Origin of the sequence: Paenibacillus sp. An7 (assembly GCF_009870785.1) — a bacterium.
In the GTDB taxonomy this organism is placed as follows: domain Bacteria; phylum Bacillota; class Bacilli; order Paenibacillales; family Paenibacillaceae; genus Paenibacillus.
On the sequence record NZ_WTWX01000003.1, the window covers coordinates 332,883 to 357,381 of the forward strand.

15 protein-coding genes and 1 rRNA gene are annotated in these 24,499 nt (G+C 43.6%); 14 read left to right on the plus strand and 2 right to left on the minus strand.

Annotated features, from left to right (window positions below; all coding sequences use genetic code 11):
• Positions 1–205: 205 nt before the first annotated feature.
• Complete coding sequence (locus GQY27_RS06745; RefSeq protein ID WP_160032773.1) at positions 206–1,510, plus strand: PDZ domain-containing protein; 1,305 nt, start codon at positions 206–208, stop codon at positions 1,508–1,510.
• A gap of 134 nt (positions 1,511–1,644) precedes the next feature.
• On the opposite strand, the gene GQY27_RS06750 is transcribed toward GQY27_RS06745, so the two are convergent.
• Together GQY27_RS06750 and GQY27_RS06755 are read right to left on the minus strand one after the other, a co-directional pair.
• Positions 1,645–2,481: a flagellar motor protein MotB gene (locus GQY27_RS06750; RefSeq protein ID WP_160032774.1), complete on the minus strand. Its 837-nt coding sequence runs from the start codon at positions 2,479–2,481 to the stop codon at positions 1,645–1,647.
• Positions 2,465–3,259, minus strand: coding sequence for a flagellar motor protein (locus GQY27_RS06755; protein WP_160032775.1), 795 nt, complete (start codon positions 3,257–3,259; stop codon positions 2,465–2,467). The genes GQY27_RS06750 and GQY27_RS06755 overlap by 17 nt, the downstream gene beginning before the upstream one ends.
• Before the next feature lie 171 nt (positions 3,260–3,430).
• On the opposite strand from GQY27_RS06755, the gene uvrB reads away from it, so the two are divergent.
• From uvrB to GQY27_RS06820, 13 genes are all read left to right on the plus strand, one after another.
• Positions 3,431–5,425: an excinuclease ABC subunit UvrB gene (gene uvrB, locus GQY27_RS06760; protein WP_160032776.1), complete on the plus strand. Its 1,995-nt coding sequence runs from the start codon at positions 3,431–3,433 to the stop codon at positions 5,423–5,425.
• A gap of 565 nt (positions 5,426–5,990) precedes the next feature.
• Positions 5,991–8,852, plus strand: a complete 2,862-nt coding sequence (gene uvrA / locus GQY27_RS06765; protein ID WP_160032777.1) for an excinuclease ABC subunit UvrA — start codon at positions 5,991–5,993, stop codon at positions 8,850–8,852.
• 205 nt (positions 8,853–9,057) lie between these two features.
• On the plus strand, positions 9,058–9,264 hold the full coding sequence (locus GQY27_RS06770; protein WP_160032778.1) for a hypothetical protein: 207 nt from the start codon (positions 9,058–9,060) through the stop codon (positions 9,262–9,264).
• Between the two features lie 260 nt (positions 9,265–9,524).
• Entirely contained in the window at positions 9,525–10,655 is a 1,131-nt protein-coding gene (locus GQY27_RS06775) for a S1C family serine protease (protein WP_160032811.1), read from the plus strand.
• A 23-nt stretch (positions 10,656–10,678) separates the two neighbouring features.
• Complete coding sequence (locus GQY27_RS06780; protein WP_160032779.1) at positions 10,679–12,592, plus strand: stalk domain-containing protein; 1,914 nt, start codon at positions 10,679–10,681, stop codon at positions 12,590–12,592.
• Positions 12,593–12,845: 253 nt separating this feature from the next.
• Positions 12,846–15,359, plus strand: a complete 2,514-nt coding sequence (locus GQY27_RS06785; protein ID WP_160032780.1) for a U32 family peptidase — start codon at positions 12,846–12,848, stop codon at positions 15,357–15,359.
• 192 nt (positions 15,360–15,551) lie between these two features.
• The gene (gene rfbC / locus GQY27_RS06790; protein WP_160032781.1) at positions 15,552–16,097 is read left to right on the plus strand and encodes a dTDP-4-dehydrorhamnose 3,5-epimerase; all 546 of its coding nucleotides are present in this window, start codon (positions 15,552–15,554) and stop codon (positions 16,095–16,097) included.
• Positions 16,098–16,112: 15 nt separating this feature from the next.
• Positions 16,113–17,093, plus strand: a complete 981-nt coding sequence (gene rfbB / locus GQY27_RS06795; RefSeq protein WP_160032782.1) for a dTDP-glucose 4,6-dehydratase — start codon at positions 16,113–16,115, stop codon at positions 17,091–17,093.
• A gap of 38 nt (positions 17,094–17,131) precedes the next feature.
• Positions 17,132–17,995 (plus strand): dTDP-4-dehydrorhamnose reductase, encoded by an 864-nt coding sequence (gene rfbD, locus GQY27_RS06800; protein ID WP_160032783.1) that lies wholly within the window; start codon positions 17,132–17,134, stop codon positions 17,993–17,995.
• A 241-nt stretch (positions 17,996–18,236) separates the two neighbouring features.
• A complete protein-coding gene (gene pcrB, locus GQY27_RS06805) occupies positions 18,237–18,929 on the plus strand; it encodes a heptaprenylglyceryl phosphate synthase (RefSeq protein WP_160032784.1) in 693 nt (230 codons plus the stop codon).
• A gap of 319 nt (positions 18,930–19,248) precedes the next feature.
• Complete coding sequence (gene pcrA, locus GQY27_RS06810; protein ID WP_160032785.1) at positions 19,249–21,579, plus strand: DNA helicase PcrA; 2,331 nt, start codon at positions 19,249–19,251, stop codon at positions 21,577–21,579.
• Positions 21,580–21,812: 233 nt separating this feature from the next.
• On the plus strand, positions 21,813–23,825 hold the full coding sequence (gene ligA, locus GQY27_RS06815) for an NAD-dependent DNA ligase LigA (RefSeq protein ID WP_160032786.1): 2,013 nt from the start codon (positions 21,813–21,815) through the stop codon (positions 23,823–23,825).
• A gap of 428 nt (positions 23,826–24,253) precedes the next feature.
• A 16S ribosomal RNA gene (locus GQY27_RS06820) occupies positions 24,254–24,499 on the plus strand; the annotation flags it as partial.

Here is a 24,499-nt window from a genome sequence, read left to right on the forward strand (position 1 = left end):
ACAAGAAAAACAAGAGTGGACATGTAATGTTCAGAAAAGTTTTTCTTAACTGAAATCAGGAATGCAGATAGTTGAATAACTGTCTGATTTCAAGAAGAAGGCTGCTGTTCAGCCTTCTTTTTTTATTGGATTTATGAGTAAACAATTTTATAATACCTTTAGTTACTTTATAAAACGAATTGCATAAGAAGGAGCGTGAACCTATTTGAATGAAGTCATCTCATGGCTTTGGCTGATATTAGATGCAGCGATTGTTTTATTAAGCCAGCCATTTTATTATATTGCCATTATTATCATCGCTCTGTGGTTTCGCAGGCAAGGGATGCTGGAACGAAAATTAATGCATGTGCGTCTTAACGCCTGGCCGTTATTAACGACTCGAACCGTGATTACCGGTGTAATGCTCGGAGTAATCGTCTCTATACTATATGTTTTTCTTGGAATTGAGCTTTCCATTCAAGGCGTCGTGCTGATCTGGGTAACTTCTTTCGTACTCATGCTAGTCCGTGTGCGTTATTTGAATGCGGTGTATGCGATCAGTATTCTTGGACTCATCCAGTGGATCTTAGGGTTCTTTGAGCAGTGGCAGCCTAGCGGCTTTATGGGGAGTGTCATTCGTGAGATTGAACAACTTAGTATTCCTTCCCTGCTTGTACTCTGTGCGGTGCTACACCTGATACATGCTATCGTTATTCGCTTGCAGCGGGGACAAGCTGCATCCCCGGTTTATTTTGAGGGGAAACGCGGGAAATTGGTTGGGGGTTATCAGCTGCAGTACTTAACTCCGATTCCACTCATGATGCTTGTTCCTGCTGGTTTAGGAGCCGGAGCCGATCTTCCTTGGAATCCTGTATTCTTAGAAGAATCAGGAGCGTATTTATTATTCGGACTTCCGCTAATTATCGGTTTTGGTGAGATGACGAAAAGCATGCTTCCAGAGGAGAAGGTTTCCCTAACCTCAAAGCGTATGCTTTTATATGGCGCTTTACTGCTTATTCTGGGACTGTTGTCGATGTGGTGGGGTCCTGCTGCGATTGTTGCGGTACTATTCGCATTTCTTGGACACGAAGCTCTCAGTTGGATTAGTTCATATGAAGAGGAGAATCGAAGCCCGATCTATGTTCATCCAAAGCAAGGCTTGCAGATTCTCGCCGTTCTTCCGGGAAGTCCGGCAGACGAACTGGGATTTATGCCTGGTGAAGTCATCTACAAAGTGAATGGTCAAATGGTTCATTCAGAGGCAGATTTACATCGTTGTCTTCGGATGAATGCGGCTTTTTGTAAGCTGGAAATACGGAATATTAACGGGGAAAGTAAATTTCTACAGCGTGCTCTCTACGAGGGCGAACATCATCAGCTTGGTGCCTTACTAGCCCCTGATCCAGATACGGGTTCAGCAATTAAGGAGAGTCCTGCGTCAATCTATCAGATATTTGGTATGAAGCTTCAGACACAGCGTAAGGTGAATCCGAACCAAGGATTTGCTGAAGCTTTTCGGCAGAACAGCTAACCGTTAATCCGTGATCCGTCATAATAAATAATTTAATAAGTGAAAGACCTCCAAATCTACCGTAAGCAGATTGGAGGTCTTTTTGTTTCATGTAATGTGACGAGTAACTCTTAAAAGGGAATGACTTTTCTGACTTATTCTTGAAGCTGCCGTAGTACGGTAATTTCAACCCGGCGATTCTTTTGTCTGCCTTCTTCCGTGCTGTTGTCCTCAGCAGGGCGAGTATCGGCATAACCTGCATACTGGAAATGATCCGATTCCAAACCTTCCTCATCCATAAAATAACGTAATACGGACAGGGCTCTCGCACCGGATAATTCCCAGTTGTCTTTATAAGTGGAGCTATTAACAATGGGCATGTTATCCGTATGTCCTTCGATGGAAATAGTCATGCCCAAATCTCTGAACAAGCTGGCTAACTGATGTAATACGGGAGAAGATCCATCCATCAGTCTAGCATTACCGCTGCGGAATAAAAAACGTTCGCTCAGCGTAATCGATATCCCTTGCGGCTTGTCCTCTACAAAAATCATTTCTGTCAGATTGTGATCTTCTATGTATCCCTCAATCTGGCTGAGTAATTGCTGGAGTTCTTTCTCCTGAGCTCGAAAAGCTGCTTCATGAGCCGATTCTATTTTTTCAGATTCAGGGTTCTCGTTATTATGATCACCAGACTGCGCTGCACTGCCGACTGAATTCTGTTGTCCGGGAGAAGGCTTATCTCCTGTGATCCCTTCATTGCCCTCCAGAATATGGTTCGAATTTTGGAATGTGGTTTGCAGCGAGTTCGTGATATCTTCATATTTATTGGCATCGAGTCTGCTCATTGCATATAACATGATGAAGAAAATAAGTAAAAGAGTGATTAGATCAGCATAGGTAATCATCCAGCGGTCATGGGAAGCGCCGGGGTTACTTGCTCGCGCCTGTCTTGTACGTATAAGGCGACTGTGCCTATTCCGCTGTCTCATGCGCTTTTTCCTTTCTGTTCATTTCCGGAAACTCATGTAATAGGGCATATGTTTCGAGTTTCTTCCGAACAAGCAAAGCATTCTCCCCATTCTGAACAGATAGTATGCCTTCTAAAAGCATTTCTAGAGTAGAGGTTTCTTCTTCGCTTTTTGCTCTGATTTTGGATGCAATCGGCAGAAAGATAAGATTGGCACTTGCGACGCCATATAAAGTAGCGATAAAAGCAACAGCAATGGATGGACCTAGCTCATTAGGATCTGTCAGGCTTCCAAGAACCTGTACCAATCCCATCACGGTTCCGATGATTCCCATCGTTGGAGCATAGGCACCGGCAGATTCAAAAATTTTGGCGTAATGATCATGCTTCTGTTCTATGGCATCAATTTCGAGCTCCATAATTTGCTGGACCACGGGTTGGTCGGTTCCGTCAACGACCATTTGAATTCCATTTTTTAAAAAATCATTAGAGTGTTCCATTACTTTATGCTCAAGGGCGAGAACCCCTTCTCTTCGGGCAAGCATCGACATTTCCACAATGTCATTTATCCACTTGCTTGCTTCATGATTAGACTTGCGAAATGCCATACGCAAAGCCGCAGGTATCGTCCGGATACGATACATCGGGTAACTAATTAGAATAGCTGCTATGGTTCCCCCAAATACAATAAGTGCTGCTGTAAATTGAAATAATCCTGTAAGTTGCCCTCCTTCCCATAGAAAACCTCCGATAATGGCGACTGCTCCGGCAATGAGACCGATTAGGGTCGCGATATCCATGAATGATTTCGCCTCCTCGTTCGTTACTTACATTTGCATCCATGATCTGAACCGAGTATAATAAACGGGAACAAATATTCCTATTCAAAGAATATTTCCGATACCAGTTTTCTCGGCAAATATCGACATAAATGTAAGATCTATTTTAGACGATGAGGGTGAGGTTGGGCAATGAGTGATATAGTCATGAGCACGAAGACGTTTCAACTCGAGTCGGAATTTCAGCCCCAGGGAGATCAGCCTGCAGCAATTGAAGAGCTGGTCGCAGGTGTGCGTGCAGGTAAGAGGCACCAGACTTTGCTTGGTGCTACGGGTACGGGTAAGACGTTTACGATTGCTCAGACCATAGCGAAGCTGAATAGACCGACGCTTGTTATTGCACATAACAAGACACTTGCAGCACAGCTGGCAAGTGAGTTTAAAGAGTTTTTTCCTAGTAACTCGGTGGATTACTTTGTAAGTTACTACGATTATTATCAACCAGAAGCATATATTCCTTCTTCTGATACGTATATCGAGAAGGATTCAAGTATAAATGAAGAAATAGATAAACTAAGACACTCGGCTACGAGTTCTTTGTTTGAACGGCGCGATGTCATCATCGTAGCAAGTGTGTCCTGTATATACGGTCTCGGTTCCCCGATGGAGTATTCGAATTTACTATTGTCTCTTCGGGTAGGGATGGAGAAGCCGCGTAATGAGATTCTGGCACGGCTTGTAGATATTCAGTACCAACGAAATGATATTAATTTTGTTCGTGGTACTTTTCGTGTTCGCGGGGATGTCGTTGAGATTTTTCCTGCTTCCAAAGATGAGCATGCCATTCGTGTTGAATTGTTTGGAGATGAGATCGAACGAATTACAGAGATCGACGTGCTTACCGGTGAACTGATTGCTGAACGCGATCATGTCGCGATCTTCCCAGCATCTCACTTTGTTACGCATGAGGATACGATGAAGGTTGCGCTTGTCAATATAGAACGTGAACTGGAAGAACGTCTTGAAGTGCTCAAAGAGCAAGGGAAACTTCTCGAAGCACAGCGTCTTGAGCAGCGTACGCGTTATGATATCGAGATGATGAAAGAAGTGGGTTTCTGTTCTGGAATTGAGAACTATTCAGGACCTTTAACTTTCCGAGAAAGAGGAGCGACACCTTATACGCTGCTCGATTATTTTCCAGATGATATGTTAATTGTTGTCGATGAGTCTCATGTAACACTTCCGCAGATTCGCGCCATGTATAATGGTGACCAAGCAAGAAAAACCGTCTTGGTAGAGCACGGGTTCCGGTTACCTTCTGCACTCGACAACAGACCGCTCAAGTTTGAAGAGTTCGAAGAGAAGGCAAAACAGATTATTTATGTGTCTGCAACGCCAGGTCCTTATGAACTGGAGCATACCGAAGGCGAAATGATTCAACAGATTATTCGTCCAACAGGGCTCCTTGATCCAATTATTGAAGTGAGACCAACCAAAGGACAGATTGACGATCTCATTAATGAGATTCGTGACCGGGTTGAGAAGGATGAAAGGGTACTTGTTACCACACTGACGAAGAAGATGTCAGAGGATCTGACCGATTACTTCAAAGAAGTAGGAATTAAGGTTAGATATATGCACTCTGATATTAAGACACTGGAGCGAATGGCTATTCTTAGGGATCTTCGGCTCGGTACATTCCATGTACTTATTGGGATTAACTTGCTGAGAGAGGGTCTTGATTTACCAGAGGTTTCTCTCGTCGCCATCCTTGATGCAGATAAAGAAGGATTCCTACGTTCGGAGCGTTCACTGATTCAGACGATCGGCCGAGCCGCACGTAATAGTGAGGGCCGGGTAATTATGTACGGTGATCGAATTACCGATTCAATGGATAAAGCAATCAAAGAAACGGAACGTCGTAGGGTTACACAGATTGCATACAATGAGAAGCATGGAATCACACCTCAGACGATACGTAAAAAAATACGTGAAGTGATTGAAGCGACGAAAGTTGCTGAATCGAAGAGTGATTACCTGGTTGGCGGCGCAGAGAAAATGTCGAAGCGCGAGCGTCAGTCTCTCATTCAGCGTCTAGAGGCAGAAATGAAAGATGCAGCTAAGAATCTACAGTTTGAGCGAGCGGCAGAACTCCGGGATGCGCTGCTCGAATTAAAGGCAGAATAATAATGAAGAGAACGGCCTTATGGTCGTTCTCTTCTTCAAGAGTACATATAGAGTTTGATCTTTATGTACTCTTCTTTGTTTTCTTATAAAGAAATATCGCTTGAAAATAAAGTTCACAGGCTATACTTGTAGATATACTGTTTAAATAATATAAATGGGACCGAGCCCAGGGGGCAATGGTCCGCTGCTGGAGAAGCGAAGCGACCACCAGCCACCGTCCCTTATAAGGACCGAGCCCAGAGGGCAATGGTCCACTGCTGGAGAAGCGAAGCAATCTCCAGCCATAGTCCCTTACAAGGACCGAGCCCAGAGGGCAATGGTCCGTAGCTGGAGGAGCGAAGCCTCCAGCAATCCAGCGCCTGCAAGCATCCCTGATCTATAACACTCCGATGGGAGTGTTATAGATCAGGGGGATGCGCCCCCATTATACCAAAGTAGCACGATAACAACGCCAACCTCCTCCATACAGCCAGTTTGGGAGTCCAGAGGGAAGTCCTCTGGGGTCCTCCCTGTCAGGGAGGATTTAGGTGGGTGAAGTACGAAGTTCCCCTAAGGAGATGAGCATGTGGCAAGCGAGAATATTGTAATTAAAGGCGCTAGAGCGCATAACCTAAAAAATATAGATGTCACCATTCCGCGTGATAAATTTATCGTACTGACCGGACTTAGCGGTTCCGGTAAATCTTCACTTGCTTTTGATACCATCTATGCAGAAGGACAGCGCCGATATGTAGAGTCGTTGTCTGCCTATGCCCGTCAATTTCTTGGGCAGATGGAAAAACCGGATTTAGATTCTATTGAGGGTTTATCACCTGCGATCTCTATCGATCAGAAAACAACGAGCAGAAACCCGCGTTCTACGGTAGGTACTGTAACGGAAATCTATGACTATTTGCGTCTCCTTTTTGCAAGGATTGGTCATCCGCATTGTCCGGAACACGGAATTGAGATTACCTCCCAAACGGTGGAGCAAATGGTTGACCGGATTATGAATTATCCAGAGAGAACCAGACTTCAAATTTTGGCGCCTGTGATTTCGGGCCGTAAAGGGGAACACAAAAATATTCTAGCGGACATATCAAAACAAGGTTTTGTTCGTGTAAGAATTGATGGAGAGATGAGAGATCTCTCGGAAACGATTGAACTGGAGAAAAATAAAAAGCATACCATTGAAGTGGTTGTAGACCGAATTGTTGTAAAAGAAGATGTACAAGCCCGGCTTGCAGATTCAATAGAAACGGCTCTAAAAATTTCTGGCGGCCAATTGTTGGTCGATATTATTGGACAGGAAGAGCTTCGTTTCAGTTCGAATTTTGCCTGCCCGATTTGTGGTTTCAGTATGGAGGAATTGTCTCCGCGAATGTTTTCATTTAACAGTCCGTTTGGTGCTTGCCCAGACTGTGATGGACTCGGAGTCAAGATGATTGTTGACCCAGAACTGCTTGTACCTGATCCTAGTAAGACCATTGAAAAAGGAGCTTTTGATGCTTGGGCAGGAGGAACCTCCAATTACTATCCTCAGTTCTTACGCTCCGTGTGTGAGCATTATAAGATCCCTATGGATATCCCAGTCAGCGAGCTTCCCGCTGATCAGATGAACAAGCTGCTGCATGGAACGAATGGAGAGAAGATTCGCTTCCGTTATGAGAATGATTTTGGTCAACGAAAAGAGGCTTATGTCGCTTTTGAAGGAATAATTCCAAATCTTGAACGCCGGTATCGCGATACAGCATCCGAAGGGGTTCGGGAGTTTATCGAAGGCTATATGAGTGCAAAGCCCTGCGGAACATGTAAAGGTCATCGGCTCAAAAAAGAAATATTGGCTGTCACGATTAACGATCACAACATGGCTTACGTTACGGAACTCTCGATTGGAGAGGCAGTGAATTTTTTTGACTCATTAACGTTGTCAGAGAAAGAACAATCCATCGCTAAGCTCATTCTAAAAGAAATCAACAGCCGTCTCGGCTTCCTTGTCAATGTAGGTCTCGACTATCTGACGATGAGCCGTGCTGCAGGAACTTTGTCCGGCGGAGAAGCGCAGCGGATTCGTCTTGCAACTCAGATTGGTTCAAGTCTCATGGGCGTATTATACATTCTTGATGAGCCAAGTATTGGTCTACATCAAAGAGATAACGATCGCCTCATTTCTACACTCGCTCATATGCGTGACCTTGGTAATACGCTCATCGTGGTCGAACATGATGAGGACACGATGATGGCAGCCGACCATATTATTGATATTGGCCCAGGTGCCGGGATTCATGGTGGACAAGTCATGTCTCAAGGAACGCCGCAAGAAATTATGGAGGATCCTAACTCCCTGACAGGTAGTTATTTGAGTGGACGCAAGTTCATTCCAGTTCCAGCAGAGAGACGCCAAGGCGATAATCGTTTTCTAGAGATACGCGGTGCGAAGGAGAATAACCTGAAGAACATTAATGTAAAAATACCACTCGGTGTATTTACGGCAGTTACAGGGGTATCCGGCTCTGGTAAGTCTACGCTTGTTAATGAAATTCTGTATAAGACACTAGCGCGTGATCTAAACCGGGCTAAAGTACGTCCAGGTCAACACAAAGAAATCCGCGGACTTGAGCATATTGATAAAGTCATCGATATTGACCAGTCACCGATTGGACGCACACCGCGTTCAAATCCTGCAACGTACACCGGTGTATTTGATGATATCCGTGATCTATTCTCCCAGACGAATGAAGCGAAACTTCGTGGATATAAAAAGGGCCGGTTTAGCTTTAACATAAAAGGTGGACGCTGTGAGGCTTGCCGCGGAGACGGGATTATTAAGATTGAAATGCACTTCTTGCCAGATGTCTACGTTCCATGTGAAGTATGTAAAGGGAAACGATATAACCGCGAGACGCTGGAAGTAAAATATAAATCGAAAAACATTTCTGAAGTACTTGAAATGACAGTAGAAGATGCAACAGAATTTTTCCAAAACATTCCGAAAATTCACCGGAAGATGCAAACCCTTATGGATGTAGGTCTTGGTTATGTTAAGCTGGGTCAACCAGCAACGACCTTATCTGGGGGAGAGGCACAGCGCGTGAAGCTTGCATCCGAACTGTATCGACGCAGTACAGGAAAAACAATGTACATTTTGGATGAACCTACCACAGGACTTCATGTCGATGACATTGATCGCTTGCTAAAAGTGTTACAACGTCTTGTCGATTCTGGCGAGTCGGTACTTGTGATCGAGCATAATCTGGATGTAATTAAGACCGTTGACCACATTATTGACCTGGGTCCTGAGGGAGGAAGCGGTGGAGGAACACTGCTAGGTACAGGAACGCCTGAAGAGATTGTGAATGTCAAAGGATCGTACACAGGGAAATATCTCAAACCGGTTCTTGAACGGGATACAGAGCGCAGTAAAAAGCTTGAACTTCATCACACGTAAATCATAGTAACTAGCAGGAAAGACATTCGTCTTTTCTGCTTTTTTATGCAATTAGAAGACAAGGAGAGGGTAGAGAGAACGGCGAACTGGATTATTTTGAATTATTTGGATGAAAAGGCTTGCGTAACCTGGATTATGAAGATAACATATAAGAAGGTGTAAACGCTTGTACGGTGTACGATAATCGACCTAAGGAGGTGCATTTATGCTGTTAGCAGAAGCTGCAAGTGCAACTACGAAATTTAATGGTTTTGATATTTTTGTCATCTTGTTTACCATCATTATATCGATTGGCTTGGTTCGTTTGGTAAAAGCACCTAAGAAAAACCTATTTGCCATCGGGTTTACGATCGTCAGCCTGCTTGTCTTTTTGATTACAGATTATGCTATGATTAAGAATTGGCTCAGTTGAATCAATTTCTTAGTACCTTTAGTTGCTTTTGATTTAGTTAATTGAATGAAGCCTTATTATTTCAAGAACACTTTCCGTTGAATTATAAGGAAGGTGTTTTTTATTCCCATATTTTAAGTAAGAGAAGATATTCAGTAGTTTCACAGAAATAAGATTTACTATTTACCATACATACCTAATTAGAGATAGATAGAGAACGAAGTAAAGAGGATAGAGAGGAACAGGTGAAAAAATTGAAATCTATATACAGATCAGCTGGCATGGCTGCAGCTGCATGCCTAGTGGCATCCACCTTTGTATTTGCATCTGACGTAAATGCGGCGAGCATATCATTCGATGCGAAGCAAGAAGGGGGCCAAATTTATATTAATTCAAAACAGGTTCTCGCCAAAATAGGCGGTACTGGCAAATACGACAGCAAAACGGGGAAGTACATATATACTGCGAAAGATCAGGTACCAGATGTCATTGATAACGTATCTCCTTCCGTTGTAGGAATTATAGGTCGTGCTGAAGACGGCGAAGAATCAGGAGGATCGGATCGATATAACCTAGCACATGGCACAGGCGTGGTTATTAAATCTAGCGGATGGATTGTAACGAATGCGCACGTGATCGATGGGCTCACTGAAGCTGTAGTTGTTACGTCTGATGGCAAGTCTTATAAGATTGTTAAAAGCTACAGTGATCCTGTTAGTGACATCGCTATTATAAAAATCAATGCAAAATCACTGAAGGCAGCCAAATTCATAAGTTCCACAGAGCAGACTCGTGTAGGAGAAACGGTTATTGCAATTGGAACACCAGTCTCTTTTTCATTGCGAAATTCGGCTACGGTTGGGGTAGTAAGTGGGTTAAACCGTGCAGTCAATGGTTCATACCGGCTTATTCAAAGCGACACGGCGATTAATCCAGGAAACAGCGGCGGTCCGCTCGTGAATCTAAAAGGTGAAGTGGTCGGCATTAATTCCATGAAATTTGCAGCTTTGGGCGTAGAAAATACAGGTTTCTCTATACCAGCAGAAACCGTTAATTATGTAATTAAACATTATTTCACGTATGGAGAGGTTAAACGCGCCAGTTTGGGAGTAGAGCTCGAAGAAAGCTGGTCTGCTATCGTAGGCCTCCCGACAGAAGATCCGCTCACGATTACAAGTGTCCTCACCAAGGAAGCGAAGAAAGCAGGAATGAAAGAGGGGGATGAACTCTACAGTATTGCTGGGAAACGTGTTACTTCGGTGGTCGACATTAACGAACTGCTCAAAAGTTATCTACCCGGACAAAAAGTGAATCTTCTCATGCAGTCGGGCGGAGATATTGTGTCAAGGCAGGTCGTTCTTACTCAAGGCGAAACGGAAGTATATTCCGAAGAAGAGGAATCTGATTTTTAACCGAAGAATGGAGAGAAGATAGATTGAATAATTCAAGATCGGCACAGATCGTGGCTGCTTTTTTGCTTACAGGGGTGCTTGCTTTTGGCGGGGCTGTTCCCATGCTGGCTGAAGCGAGTCATATGGATGAGCTTAGAGTAAAGGCAGGTAGTACGGTTGCGGCTATCAATGGAGAGAAACAGAGCATTAACAAACCTTATATTCAAAAAGGAACGTTGATGGTGCCACTGGGCGTTTTTAAGAAGACGTTTAACAGTCAAATTAAGCTGAGCGGTACGGATGTCGTTAAGATTATGGATGGACCACATACCGTCGCGTTAACTATTGGCAGTTCTACAGCCTGGATCGATGGTAAGAAGGTAGAGATGAGTGCTGTTCCGGAAATGAAACAAGGGGTACTGATGGTGCCGCTGCGTCCTGTTGCAGAAGGTCTTGGAGCGAGTATCCAGAAGAACCCGAGCGGTGAGCTTGTAGTTCGTCTCAAAGGGAATGATAATGAAGACGCCGATCACGAACAATCCGAAGATGGGATTGACGCTGATGTAGGAAAAACGAAAATAGGAAACAGTTACTATGGATGGTCTATGAATTACCCAACAGGACTTGTTGTCGGCAGTTCTTATGATGAAAGTGAAGATTATATCAACTTTATGGATGCCGAAGGTGCCTATTATTTTGAAATTCTTGTGAATGCGGAAGAAGTGAAGCTTGATGCAGATGATATGCTGCAACAGCTGATTCAGGAAGCCAAAAGCATGGGCGAGACAGTAATGGACCGGGAAGCTTATCCAAACGCACCTACGCCTTATGCCCGCATCGTTGCAAAGGATACAGAGGGTGTATTCTGGGAAGTTAGACAATACTATGATAACGGGCGCTTATATGAAATATATTTTTCAGATAACGTAGCAAGCAACTATAAAGATCTCCAAAAATATGCCCCTTTGCTAAACTCATTCAAAACATCATTTAACACGTCAGATCATTCGATAAAAGATTTATCAACGGTAGAAGACGGGATGACAACAGCCTATAACCAGGATTATGGTATCAGGCTCACGGTGCCTGCGGAGTGGAGTAAGGATAATCAAAACATGGTGTATGAGAGTAAAAAGGGAACCCATCTTTCTTTGCAAGTCACTTCTGCCCCCAAGGGTGCTTCGGTCAAAGATTGGAGTGACCAGCTGGCAAAATGGATGAAAGATGTGTTTGTTACTGATGCTTACCGTGAGATTGATTCCTATACAGCGAAAGTGGCAGAGAAGGATGCGCAGATTAACAAGTTTGAGTATAACTTCGGAGATGGATGGACGACAGAATATAACGTGCTGATTCAGGAAAAAGGGTATCGTTATTATCTAGAATACGCGGTTCCGAAAAAAGCAGAAGAAGAGATGGAACGGTTTGATTCCATCTTGAAGTCTCTTGAGATTGATTTTGAGACTGTTACTGAAAATTTTGGGCGTTTGGGCGAAGATCCTTATTTGATCGATAAAACGAAGTCCGTAACACGCTCTTCTAAAAAATATGGATACTCACTGGATATTCCGCGCTTTTGGACACCGCTTCAAGATCAATATGAGCGATCTAAAATATCTTATCAGTTCACGGGTGGATATTTCTCTATTCAGACAAACGAAGAAATCTCAGTGGAAATGGCCGTAAGTCAGATAAAGGAATCCTATATAGAGGCAGGGAAAAGCCGGAAGGATTTTCGCTTAGTGGGAACCGAAAGTATCACCTTTGCAGGACAACCCGCCACATCCTTTACTTATCATGAGATAGAGAATGGAATTCCGCATCAAGGGAAACAAATTCTGTTCGAACATAAAGGAGTTACGTATACCATAACAAGCGTCATGAATGATGCCAATCGTACAGAGGTTCAAAAAAATGCACTGGATCATGCACTGAAATCATTCTCTTTTAATGAATAAGGATAAGTTGTTTCGTAAATTGGGCAGTAGGCGGAGAAATCTGTTCGCTGCTCTTTTTATGTGCACCATGTGAGACTTTACATGTTATTTTATTTATCGGTTTTTTCAGGAAGTGGTAGAGGAAAGAGAGTGGATTTGATACACTATTATAGTTGTTTCATAGATTGGCTACACTAATCGTATGGAGTAAGGATGAATACAAGGTTTCGGTTTTATATTGCAACCCGTGATTTATGCGGGTTTAGGAGGATATATGGATATTAAAGCATTAAGAAGAGAAGATGTGGAGCTGCTTGCTCCTGCCGGTGATTGGGATTGCATGCGTTCCGCTGTTGCGAATGGTGCGGATGCGATATTTTTTGGTGTTGAGAAATTTAATGCCCGGGCAAGAGCGAATAATTTCCGTATGGAAGAACTGCCTGAAATTATGGCGTATTTGCACAGCTACGGTGTAAAAGGATTTTTGACATTTAATATATTGGTATTTGAGAACGAGCTTCGTGATGCGAAGGAACTTGTGGACGCTTGTGTAGATGCAGGGGTAGATGCGGTTATCGTTCAGGATCTCGGTCTTGTAAAAATGATCCGCGAGATTTCTCCGGATTTCCCGATTCACGGGTCAACACAGATGACCATTACCTCGCCTGAAGCGGTTGAATTCACGAAACCTTTTGATATAGAACGTGTCGTACTAGGACGGGAAAATAACCTTAAGCAAATTCAAAAAATTGGAGAGCAAGCACGTTTGCCGATGGAAGTATTCGTGCATGGTGCGCTCTGTGTCTCCTACTCAGGTCAATGTTTGACTTCTGAGATGTGGGGTGGACGTTCCGCAAACCGCGGAGAATGTGCGCAGGCTTGTCGTCTTCCTTATGATCTGATGGTTGATGGAGAGCAAAAACCGATGGGCGACGTAGCTTATCTGCTATCTCCTAAGGACCTTGCTGCGATTGATATTATGCCTGAACTGATTGAAGCAGGAGTAACTTCTTTTAAAATTGAAGGACGTCTTAAAACTCCTGAGTATGTGGCAAACGTAGTCAGCAAATACCGTAAAGCGATTGATGGATATTTTGACGGTATTGAGAATCCTGTAAGTAAAGAAGAAATTCGTGAACTTCAGCAAAGTTTCTCTCGTGGATTTACCCATGGTTTCCTAGAAGGAACGAACAATAAGAAATTAGTTGACGGTACCTTCCCGAAAAGCCGCGGTGTATATCTTGGGCGTGTAGAGAAGATTTTGCGTGATGGAGTTGTATGTAAGATTGAAGCTCCGCTGAAACGTGGAGACGGAATTGTATTTGATGCGGGAGATCCAACACAACGTGAAGAAGGCGGACGTGTATACGATATCCGTAGACAAGGTGTGAAGATTGAAGGCGAAGCTGGCGAAGGATGGATTATTGATATCGTACCTGGCCGCAGTGATGTAGATTTGCGTCGTTTGCATGAAGGAGATCGGATCTGGAAAACCAACGATCCTGCACTCGACAAGCGTCTGCGTCAAAGCTATGAGACGGAAAAACCATATCGGGTCTTCCCTGTACATGTCAGTGTTGTCGGCCGCCCAGGTGGTTTGCTTGAGACGACTTGGACTGATGTGCAAAAAGGGACAACCGTTCATGTGAATTCCGAACTCGAACTGGAGATTGCTAAGAAGCGCCCGATGAACCGTGAATTGCTTGAAGAGCAATTTGGACGTCTTGGCGGTACCGTGTACCAACTGGAGAAACTTGATGTAGAGCTTCACGGGGACGTTATCGTACCCATGCGTGAGCTGAACAGTATTCGCCGCCGTGCGGTGGATATGCTCGTTGGCGAACGTCCGAAACCTCCTGTCTACGTGAAACGTGAAGTGGAAGTATACGGCGATGCGGCTACTCCTGCAGCACCTGTAAAACGCGGCGATGCGGAACTTACCGCACTCTGCCGCAGTCTTCCACAAGTGGAAGCAGCGATTGAAGCAGGAGTTGGCATGATTTATGCCGATTTCGAGTTCATCAAGCAGTTCCCTGCAGCAGTTGAGATGGTACACGCAGCGGGTAAAAAAATCGCACTTGCTACACCGCGTATTCATATGCCAGGCGAGAATGGGTACCATAACAATATCCTGCGTCTGAAGCCTGATGCTGTGCTAGTTCGTAACACAGGTGCGCTATACTTCTACCTTCGTCATCGGATGGAGAATCCAGATGCGGAGCATCCGGAACTGATTGGTGATTTCTCTTTGAACATTGCCAACCACAAAGCAGTTGAGCTATTCGTAGAGTCAGGATGCGATTATGTTACACCATCTTATGACCTGAATATTCAGCAAATGGTCGATCTGCTTGAACGTTCGCAGACAGATAAATTGGAAGTCGTGATCCATCAGCATTTGCCAATGTTCCACACGGAACATTGTGTATATTGCACATTCCTTAGTGAAGGAACTGACTATACCAACTGCGGTCGTCCTTGTGAAGATCACAGTGTGTCATTGCAAGACCGTATTGGTATGTCACATCCGGTTCGTGTTGATGAAGGCTGCCGTAACACGGTGTACAATGCAATCGAACAGTCGGGTGCTGAATACCTGACCAACTTCATGGACCTAGGCGTATCCCGCTACCGTGTCGAGTTCCTGGAAGAAACTCCAGAGCAAGTACATGAAGTCATTGATCTGTATAACCGTGCCCTGCGCGGAGAGATCAGCGGTACACAGGTATGGAAGACTTTAAAAGCAACAAATCAGCTGGGTGTAACTCGCGGTCAGCTCGTGAAATAAATAGTTTTGAGAAAAAAGAAACGGGGTTGTCTTTACTGCATAGTGAAGACAACCCCGTTTTTTATTATGTTTTTTGTCGATATTACGGACGTGGTTTCTGCATATATTGCTTTTAGGGGATGCGCGCAACTAGCAATCCCGGAGTGTTGTATAGAGAGTGCAAGATTGCAATCCTTTTGAGGGGGGAAACCATTGAAAATCATCGACCTGAAATTAGGCGGGGCTTTAATCCTTGAACCGTTAATTTATGGAGATAACAGAGGTTTTTTTATGGAGAGTTATAACAAGCAACTTTTTGAGCGAAACGGACTCCATTTTACGTTTATTCAAGATAATCACTCGTTATCAGCAGAGACCGGAGTACTTCGCGGGATGCATTACCAGCTTCATCCTAAAGCACAAACAAAACTGGTACGTGTTCTTAGCGGAGCGATCTATGATGTGATTCTCGATATTCGGAAAAGTTCACCTACATTCGGAAAGTGGGTAGGAGTGATTTTAAGTGAAGATAATAAGCGTCAATTGCTGGTGCCCAGAGGGTTCGCACATGGTTTTTGTACGCTGGTTCCTAACACACAGGTGATGTACAAAGTAGATGAAAGCTATTCACCTGAGAATGACCGAGGTATATTATGGAGTGATTCTTCTCTAAATATTGATTGGCCGGTATCAAAACCGATATTGTCAGATAAAGATCAGCGCCATCCATTGCTTAAGGACGCAGAAATTTATGAGTAGGGGGTTATTACATCAATGAGAGTATTAGTTACAGGCGGGGCGGGCTTTATTGGCAGTAACTTTATTATATATATGTTGAACAAATATCCGAACTATCAGATAGTAAATATGGATTTTATTACTTATGCCGGCAACTTAGATAATCTTAAATCTATAGAGGATAACACCAACTACACCTTTGTAAGAGCTGACATTGCTGATCCAGTGGCTGTGGATTTAATTTTTCAGCAAGGAGTGGATGTGGTAGTTAACTTTGCAGCTGAATCCCATGTGGATCGAAGTATTTTATCTCCGAATATATTTGTAAGAACAAACGTGTTGGGGACACAAGTTCTGCTTGACGCTGCGAAAAAGTACGAAGTTACCAAATATGTTCAAGTTTCTACAGATGAGGTTTATGGAACGCTAGGAGAAACTGGATTGTTTACAGAAAAAACACCTCTGCAGCCCAATAGTCCTTATTCTGCGAGTAAAGCAGGAGGAGACCTATTAGTTCGGGCATATCACGAAACATTTGATCTCCCTGTAAATATTACACGCTGCTCTAACAACTACGGTCCCTACCAGTTTCCTGAAAAGTTGATCCCGCTTATGATTATCAAAGCGCTGCATGACGAGGCTCTTCCTATCTATGGAGATGGACTTCATATTCGAGATTGGCTTTATGTAGAAGATCATTGCAGTGCTATTGATCTCGTCATTCATCAGGGTAAGGTTGGAGAAGTGTACAACATCGGCGGGAATAATGAACGAACGAATATTCATATTGTCAAAACGATTCTAAAAGAACTGAATAAACCTGAGTCTCTCATGACGTTTGTTGAAGACAGACTGGGTCATGATCGGCGTTATGGTATCGATCCGGCGAAACTTGTTTCTGAACTAGGTTGGAAGCCGAAGTATTCGTTTGAAACAGGGATAAAAGCAACAATAGCCTGGTACTTGTCTAACAAAGAATGGTGGAAAAGAATCCAATCTGGAGAGTATCAACAATAATAATTCTTCACCCTAAAGAGAATATTTGGAGGTGTAGAATGAGAGTAGTCGTTACAGGGGCTGGCGGTCAGCTGGGTACGGATGTATTTAAACTTTTTAGCAGTAATGGACATGAAGTTTTGGGTTGTGATCGAACGAAATTAGATATCACCAATCAAGCAGAGTGTAACCAAGTGATTGATGCGTTTCAACCTGATGCTGTTATTCACTGTGCCGCATATACGGCGGTAGATGCTGCAGAATCTGATGTGGATGGTGCGTACCTCATTAATGCAGTTGGTACCCGAAATATTGCGGTTGCAGCAGAAAAGATCGGAGCGAAATTAGTATACATTAGTACAGACTATGTTTTTGATGGAACATCTACTACTGCCTATAGAGAATATGATAATACAGATCCACAGAGTATTTATGGACAGTCTAAGCGTGCAGGTGAAATTCTTGCTCAGACACTAAACTCACGCTATTTTATTGTACGCACCTCGTGGGTTTACGGAGCACATGGGAATAATTTTGTGAAAACCATGTTGAAGCTGGGTCAAGAGAAGCCGGAACTACAGGTAGTACATGATCAAAAGGGATCGCCAACATATACTGTACATCTTGCAGAGTTTTTGCTTGAACTCGTAGATACAGAATGTTATGGAATTTATCATGCATCCGGTACTGGAGAATGTACATGGTATGAATTCACAAGGGAAATTTTCGAACAAGCAAAAGAAATCCTGAATGTAAAAATAACAGCTAATCTTATACCTTGTAGCACAGAACAGTTTCCTCGCCCTGCACCAAGACCTTCTAACTCGGTTATGGATCATGTCTCAATTAGAACGAATGGTTTCAAGGACTTCCCTCATTGGAAAGATGGACTTTCTGAATTTCTGAATATTTACGACTACTAAGGTAGACTAGAAATAATTAATAAACTTCCTTGTTAGCAGGGAGGTTTTATTTTTATATAAAACTACTTCACCTCACCTTAACACCCCCAACAATTAACTTTGTTCCCCTAAAATACGAACATAAATTGACACTCACTTCCCCCTGACTTAGACTTAGCAGTAGAGGTTTTTCGTATGATTTAAATCTTAGATTTACTCACCTAATCTTAAGTATAAACATGCAGCATGGAGGAATGAACTGTTGAAGGAAATGATCAAGGATTGGAAGCATATTTTCAAGCTGGACCCGGACCGGGAGATGACAGATGATACACTCGATGCCGTTTGTATGTCGGGTTCTGATGCGATTATGATCGGGGGTTCCTCTGGTATTACCTATGAGAATACGGTCGATTTACTATCCCGTGTACGCCGGTACGAGCTTCCTTGTGTGCAAGAGGTGTCTGATTTATCCGCGGTGGTGCCAGGCTTCGACCTTTATATGATCCCAATGGTGCTGAATACAGATCATTCACGCTGGATCACGGGACTTCATCAGGCGGCGATTGAAGAGTATGGCTATATGATTCCCTGGGAACTGCTGGTTCCCGAAGGATACATTGTTCTAAATTCAGACTCCACTGTAGCGAAACTGACAGAAGCACATACGGATCTCGATGAGAGCAGTGTTACGGCCTATGCGCAGGTTGCGGACAAACTGATGAATCTTCCTATTGTTTATGTCGAATACAGCGGTACATTTGGCGATATGACTATCGTGAAGGAAGCCCATCAAGCGATATCTAGTGCACAGTTATTTTATGGCGGCGGTATTTGTGATGAGGTGACAGCAAGGGAAGCTGCCCGGGTTTCAGATACGATTGTCGTTGGCAATATTTTATACAATGATCTGAAGGCTGCGCTCTCGACCGTATCAGCCGTAAAGCCTGTGTAGAGCCGGAATAATGAGTCTATTTGTCTAGACTTTACAAGTTGAGTCTGAATACGAGCTAAGGGTACAATGAATACCTCAGGAACTGATTTTTAATTGTGAAAATAAATCTTAAAGATGATATCTGTATCTATCATCTCTACCCGAATAAAACAAACTTGGTCTTTAGGCCAGTCCATCTTGCCCATTTGACTTCACTGATTTCACGGCTACATAAGTAATAGCCGGTGCATAACCATGAACGTCGGTGGGTCATTTCTATTGACTAGCATGTTCTTCCTTATATCAACACCATATTAATAGAAGAAAGGGGCTTGCATTTATGCAATCCATTGACATACAAGACGCAATTTCGCGCCTTAACCCCCCGCAGCGAGAAGCTGTAGTGACTACCGAAGGACCGCTGCTGATTATGGCCGGAGCAGGAAGTGGTAAGACTCGTGTGCTTACTCACCGAATTGCTTATCTAGTAGCCACCAAGAAGGCAGCACCTTGGAGCATTCTAGCTATTACGTTTACGAATAAAGCAGCACGTGAAATGCAGGACCGTGTATCGAAGCTCGTTGGCGGCTCTCAAGGTCGGGAAATCTGGGTTTCTACATTCCACTCTATGTGTGTACGAATTTTGCGCAAAGATATTGATCGCATTGGTTTTACCGCGAATTTCAGTATCTTGGATTCATCGGATCAATTGTCAGTCATTCGTAACTGTATGAAAGACCTGAATATCGACACGAAGAAATTTGAACCCAAAGCCGTTCAGGCTGCAATGAGCGCAGCGAAGAATGAACTAATTACACCGGCACAATATGAAGCACAAATTGGCGATTATTTTGAGGGAATTGTGGCGAAAGTATACACCAAGTACCAACAACGTCTTAGAGCGAATAATTCGCTTGATTTTGACGATTTGATTATGACTACGATTCAGCTTTTTAAAGAAGTACCCGAGGTTCTCGACTTCTACCAGAAGAAATTCCAATACATTCATGTGGACGAGTACCAGGATACAAACCGTGCGCAGTATATGCTCACCCGTATGCTCGCTGACAAACATCACCGGATTTGCGTCGTAGGGGATAGTGACCAGTCGATTTACCGCTGGCGCGGAGCAGATATCACGAACATTCTGAACTTTGAAAAAGATTATCCAGAAGCTCGCACCATCATGCTGGAGCAGAACTACCGTTCCACTTCGAATATACTAGATGCAGCAAATGCCGTGATTAATCTGAATACTGGCCGTAAACCGAAGAAACTTTGGACCGACAAAACAGGCGGAGAGAAGATTAAAGTTTATCGCGGGGATTCCGAACATGATGAAGGTTATTTTGTAGCTTCGGAAATTAGTAAAAATGTGAAGAACGGGAAATCCTATCAAGCTCATGCGATTTTATATCGTACTAATGCTCAGTCCCGGGTAATTGAGGAAATTCTCATTAAGTCCGATATTCCATACCAAATTGTCGGCGGGATTAAGTTCTATGATCGAAAAGAAATTAAGGATATTCTTGGTTACCTCAAACTTCTCTCTAACCCGGATGATGATATCAGCTTGACGCGGATTATTAATGTACCGAAGAGGGGCATCGGTGATACGACGGTAGCGAAGCTTGCTGCTGCAGCAGGTGAACGAGGAATCTCTATTTTCCGTGTGCTTGAGATTGTTGACGATCTTGGCTTTGCAGGTCGTACACGTAATGCACTAGTAGAATTTTATGATATGATTGCTGCCTTGCATCAGATGGTTGAGTATCTTTCGGTTACCGAACTGACAGAGAAAATTCTCGAAATGAGCCAGTATCGCCTTGAGTTCCAGAACGAGAATACACTTGAATCCAAAGCGCGTCTCGAAAATATTGATGAGTTCCTGTCTGTAACGATGGAGTTTGAGAAAAATAATGAGGACAAGTCTCTTGTCTCTTTCCTGACAGACCTTGCTCTCATTGCGGATATTGACAGCATGAACGATGATGAAGAGGAACAGGCGGATGCGGTTGTCCTGATGACGATGCACAGTGCAAAAGGTCTTGAATTCCCTGTTGTGTTTGTCATTGGTATGGAAGAAGGGGTGTTCCCGCACAGCAGAGCCTTTATGGACGAAGAGGAATTAGAGGAAGAACGTCGTTTGGCTTATGTAGGGATTACACGTGCAGAGCAGCAGTTATTCTTGACCTGTGCTCGGATGCGTACCTTATTTGGTCGTACGACAGCTAACCCGCCTTCCCGCTTCCTGGATGAAATTCCAGAAGAACTCAAAGAGGATACCAATATTGCACGTGACCGCTATCGCCGCGGAACTGGGAATAATACAGGTGGTTCCTACAGCGGAAGAGGGTTTAGCAGCACGGGAACAGGAAGTAACTTTGGGGGCGGAGCACGTAAGGACCTTAGTCTTGGCGGATCGACCGCTTCTGCTGCCTCACGTGTAACAGTTACAACGGGTTCAGGAGGTTCTCAGGCATCCGCTGCAGGAGCATCCAAGGATTTTGCGGCAGGCGATAAGGTGCAGCATGGTAAGTGGGGTATAGGAACGATTGTTTCTATTAAAGGTACAGGCAACGACACAGAGCTTCAGATTGCCTTCCCTGCACCCGTTGGACTCAAACGTTTGCTTGCGGGATTCGCACCTATTACGAAAGTGGAGTCTTAATGTTAGAAAAAGTCTCCGTTGTTCTGTAGTAAGATGGTATTCTTCTGCAGACTGAAATACAGCTAAGGAAAACATAAATATACGCTTATATTTTGAATCAAGGCCACAGCCAGCATGAGTGAAAAGGATAGGTTTTACAATAGGTTCGACACAAAAAAACTTATAAACTAACTATTTCCGTTTCATTTTTGCTGGCAGGCCTTACATATTAATTCACGGAGGGATTGCCCTGCATGGATCCAATGCATCGATTAGAAGAGCTCGTAAAAGAGCTGAATCACTATAACTACCACTACTATACCCTCGACAATCCGCTAATCAGCGATAAAGAATATGATGTGCTGTATGATGAACTTGTTACGCTCGAACAAGAAGGAGGGATCATCCTTCCTGATTCTCCTACTCAGCGTGTGGGCGGGGAGATCCTCAAAGGATTTAAACCTCATAAGCACTTATCTCCTTTGTGGAGTTTAGATAAAGCCCAAAATATAGAACAGTTGCGAAGCTGGAACGGAAGAGTACAGCGTCTGGTACAGGACTATAATACGAAGAATCCAGACAATCCGCTTCCGACTCCAGAATATGCGATCGAACTCAAATTTGATGGACTTACGCTTAACCTCACCTATACGGACGGTAAGTTAGTTCAGGCTTCTACACGCGGGAACGGTGTGACGGGAGAGGGAATCTTAGCGCAGGTTAAGACAATCAAATCTGTTCCATTAACAATTCCGTATTCAGACGGCACGATAGAGGTTCAAGGCGAAGGTATTATGAACTTATCGGTGCTGAGTAAATATAACGAAACAGCAGCTGAACCGCTCAAAAATGCCCGAAATGCAGCAGCAGGAGCCCTGCGCAATCTTAATCCTAAGGTGACTTCAGAACGCAAACTAAGTGCCTTCTTTTATAATGTTGGATACTCGGATGAGATCCGATTCTCTAGCCACGAAGAGATGATGCAATTTCTAAGGGATAATCATTTCAAAGTGAATCCATATATCAGCTACTTCACTGAATTTGATGATGTAATGGAGCGTCTAGCCGAAATTCAGGAAAACCGAGATAAGCTGGATTATTTAATTGACGGAGCTGTCATAAAGTTGACGAATATGCGGATGCGTGAGGTTTTAGGTTATACGGATAAGTTCCCGAGATGGGCAGTTGCGTATAAATTTGAGGCGGAAGAGACCACAACCGTCCTGAACGCTGTAAGCTGGAATGTCGGTCGAACGGGAAAAGTAACTCCACTTGCCCGTGTTGAACCTGTTGAACTAGCAGGGGTAACCGTTTCAAACTGTACACTGAACAATGTAGGGGATATTGAACGGAAAAATCTTAAGTATGCACTCGGTACTCGTGTCTTTATCCGTAGATCAAATGATGTCATTCCTGAGATTCTCGGAAAAGTCACGGATGAAGCAGACGGTGAAGAGATCGTGTTCCCTGTGGATTGTCCAGCTTGCGGTTATCCGCTTGAAGAGCGGGGGGCACATCTGTTTTGTAATAACAAATCAAACTGTAAACCGCAGATTGTAGCTCGTATCTCCCATTTTGCTTCACGGGATGCCATGGACATCGAGACGTTTAGCGATAAAACAGCCATTCAACTGTATGACGAGGTGGGACTAAAAGAACCAGCAGATCTATACTCTCTCACTTACGAAGATATCATTGGACTCTCTCGCTTTGGAGAGAAAAAAGCGAATAATCTGCTGCAAGCGATTGAAGACAGTAAGGGCAGAGATCTGGCTTCTTTCTTATATGCACTTGGGATACCGAACACAGGGAAGTCGACAACTAGAATGCTGGCAGAACATTACCGCGATCTTCATCGTATTATGGATGCTTCGGTAGAAGAGCTTGTAGAACTCCCTGATGTTGGGCAGATTGTTGCGGAGAGTATCGTGACCTTCTTCCAGGATCCTTTTGTTAGAGCTAGTATCGAAAAGATGCTCTCGCTTGGAGTAGAAGCCAAAGCTCCAGAAGAACCTCAAGCAGTCGTTACCGATTCTTTCTTCAGTGGTAAAACAGTCGTTCTTACAGGTACGCTTCATAAACTGACACGTGATGAGGCTACAGAACGGCTTGAAGCACTTGGTGCAAAAGTAACGGGAAGTGTATCTAAGAAAACGGATCTCGTAATTGCAGGGGAAAAAGCAGGCAGTAAGCTTGCTAAAGCCCAGCAGCTAGGTATTGATACAATTGAAGATGAAGATGAGCTTATTAGACTGCTTCAGCTATAGGTAAAGTAACAGAAAAACAGGAGTCGTATGTAATTAGATGTGACTCCTGTTTTAGTTATATAAGTACTTAATAAGGAAGGTGTTAAGTTAGATACCTATCTTATTATGATTTTTTTAAAAAAGGCTTGTCAAAATTATTTTATCATGATATATTATTTCTTGTCGCTTCGAGCGATACTGTTACGAGTTAGAGAAGCTAACTAAGTAACATGTTAAAACAAAATGTCGAAAAAAGTAGTTGACAACGAAATGATCGACATGTTATACTGAAAATCCAGTTGCGAACAGTTAACTGGAACAACAAGTTCTTTGAAAACTGAACAAATGGATGATGAACGTCTTTCTTAATAGAAGGACGATAAACTATAAGAGGACGTTAAGTTCTCGTCAGCATTTTCTAAATGAGCATATCGCTCTTTTCAATAACTTTATTGGAGAGTTTGATCCTGGCTCAGGACGAACGCTGGCGGCGTGCCTAATACATGCAAGTCGAGCGGAGTCAATGAGAAGCTTGCTTCTCTGAGACTTAGCGGCGGACGGGTGAGTAACACGTAGGCAACCTGCCCATAAGACTGGGATAACTACCGGAAACGGTAGCTAATACCGGATAGGTTCTTCTCTCGCATGAGAGAAGAAAGAAAGACGGAGCAATCTGTCACTTATGGATGGGCCTG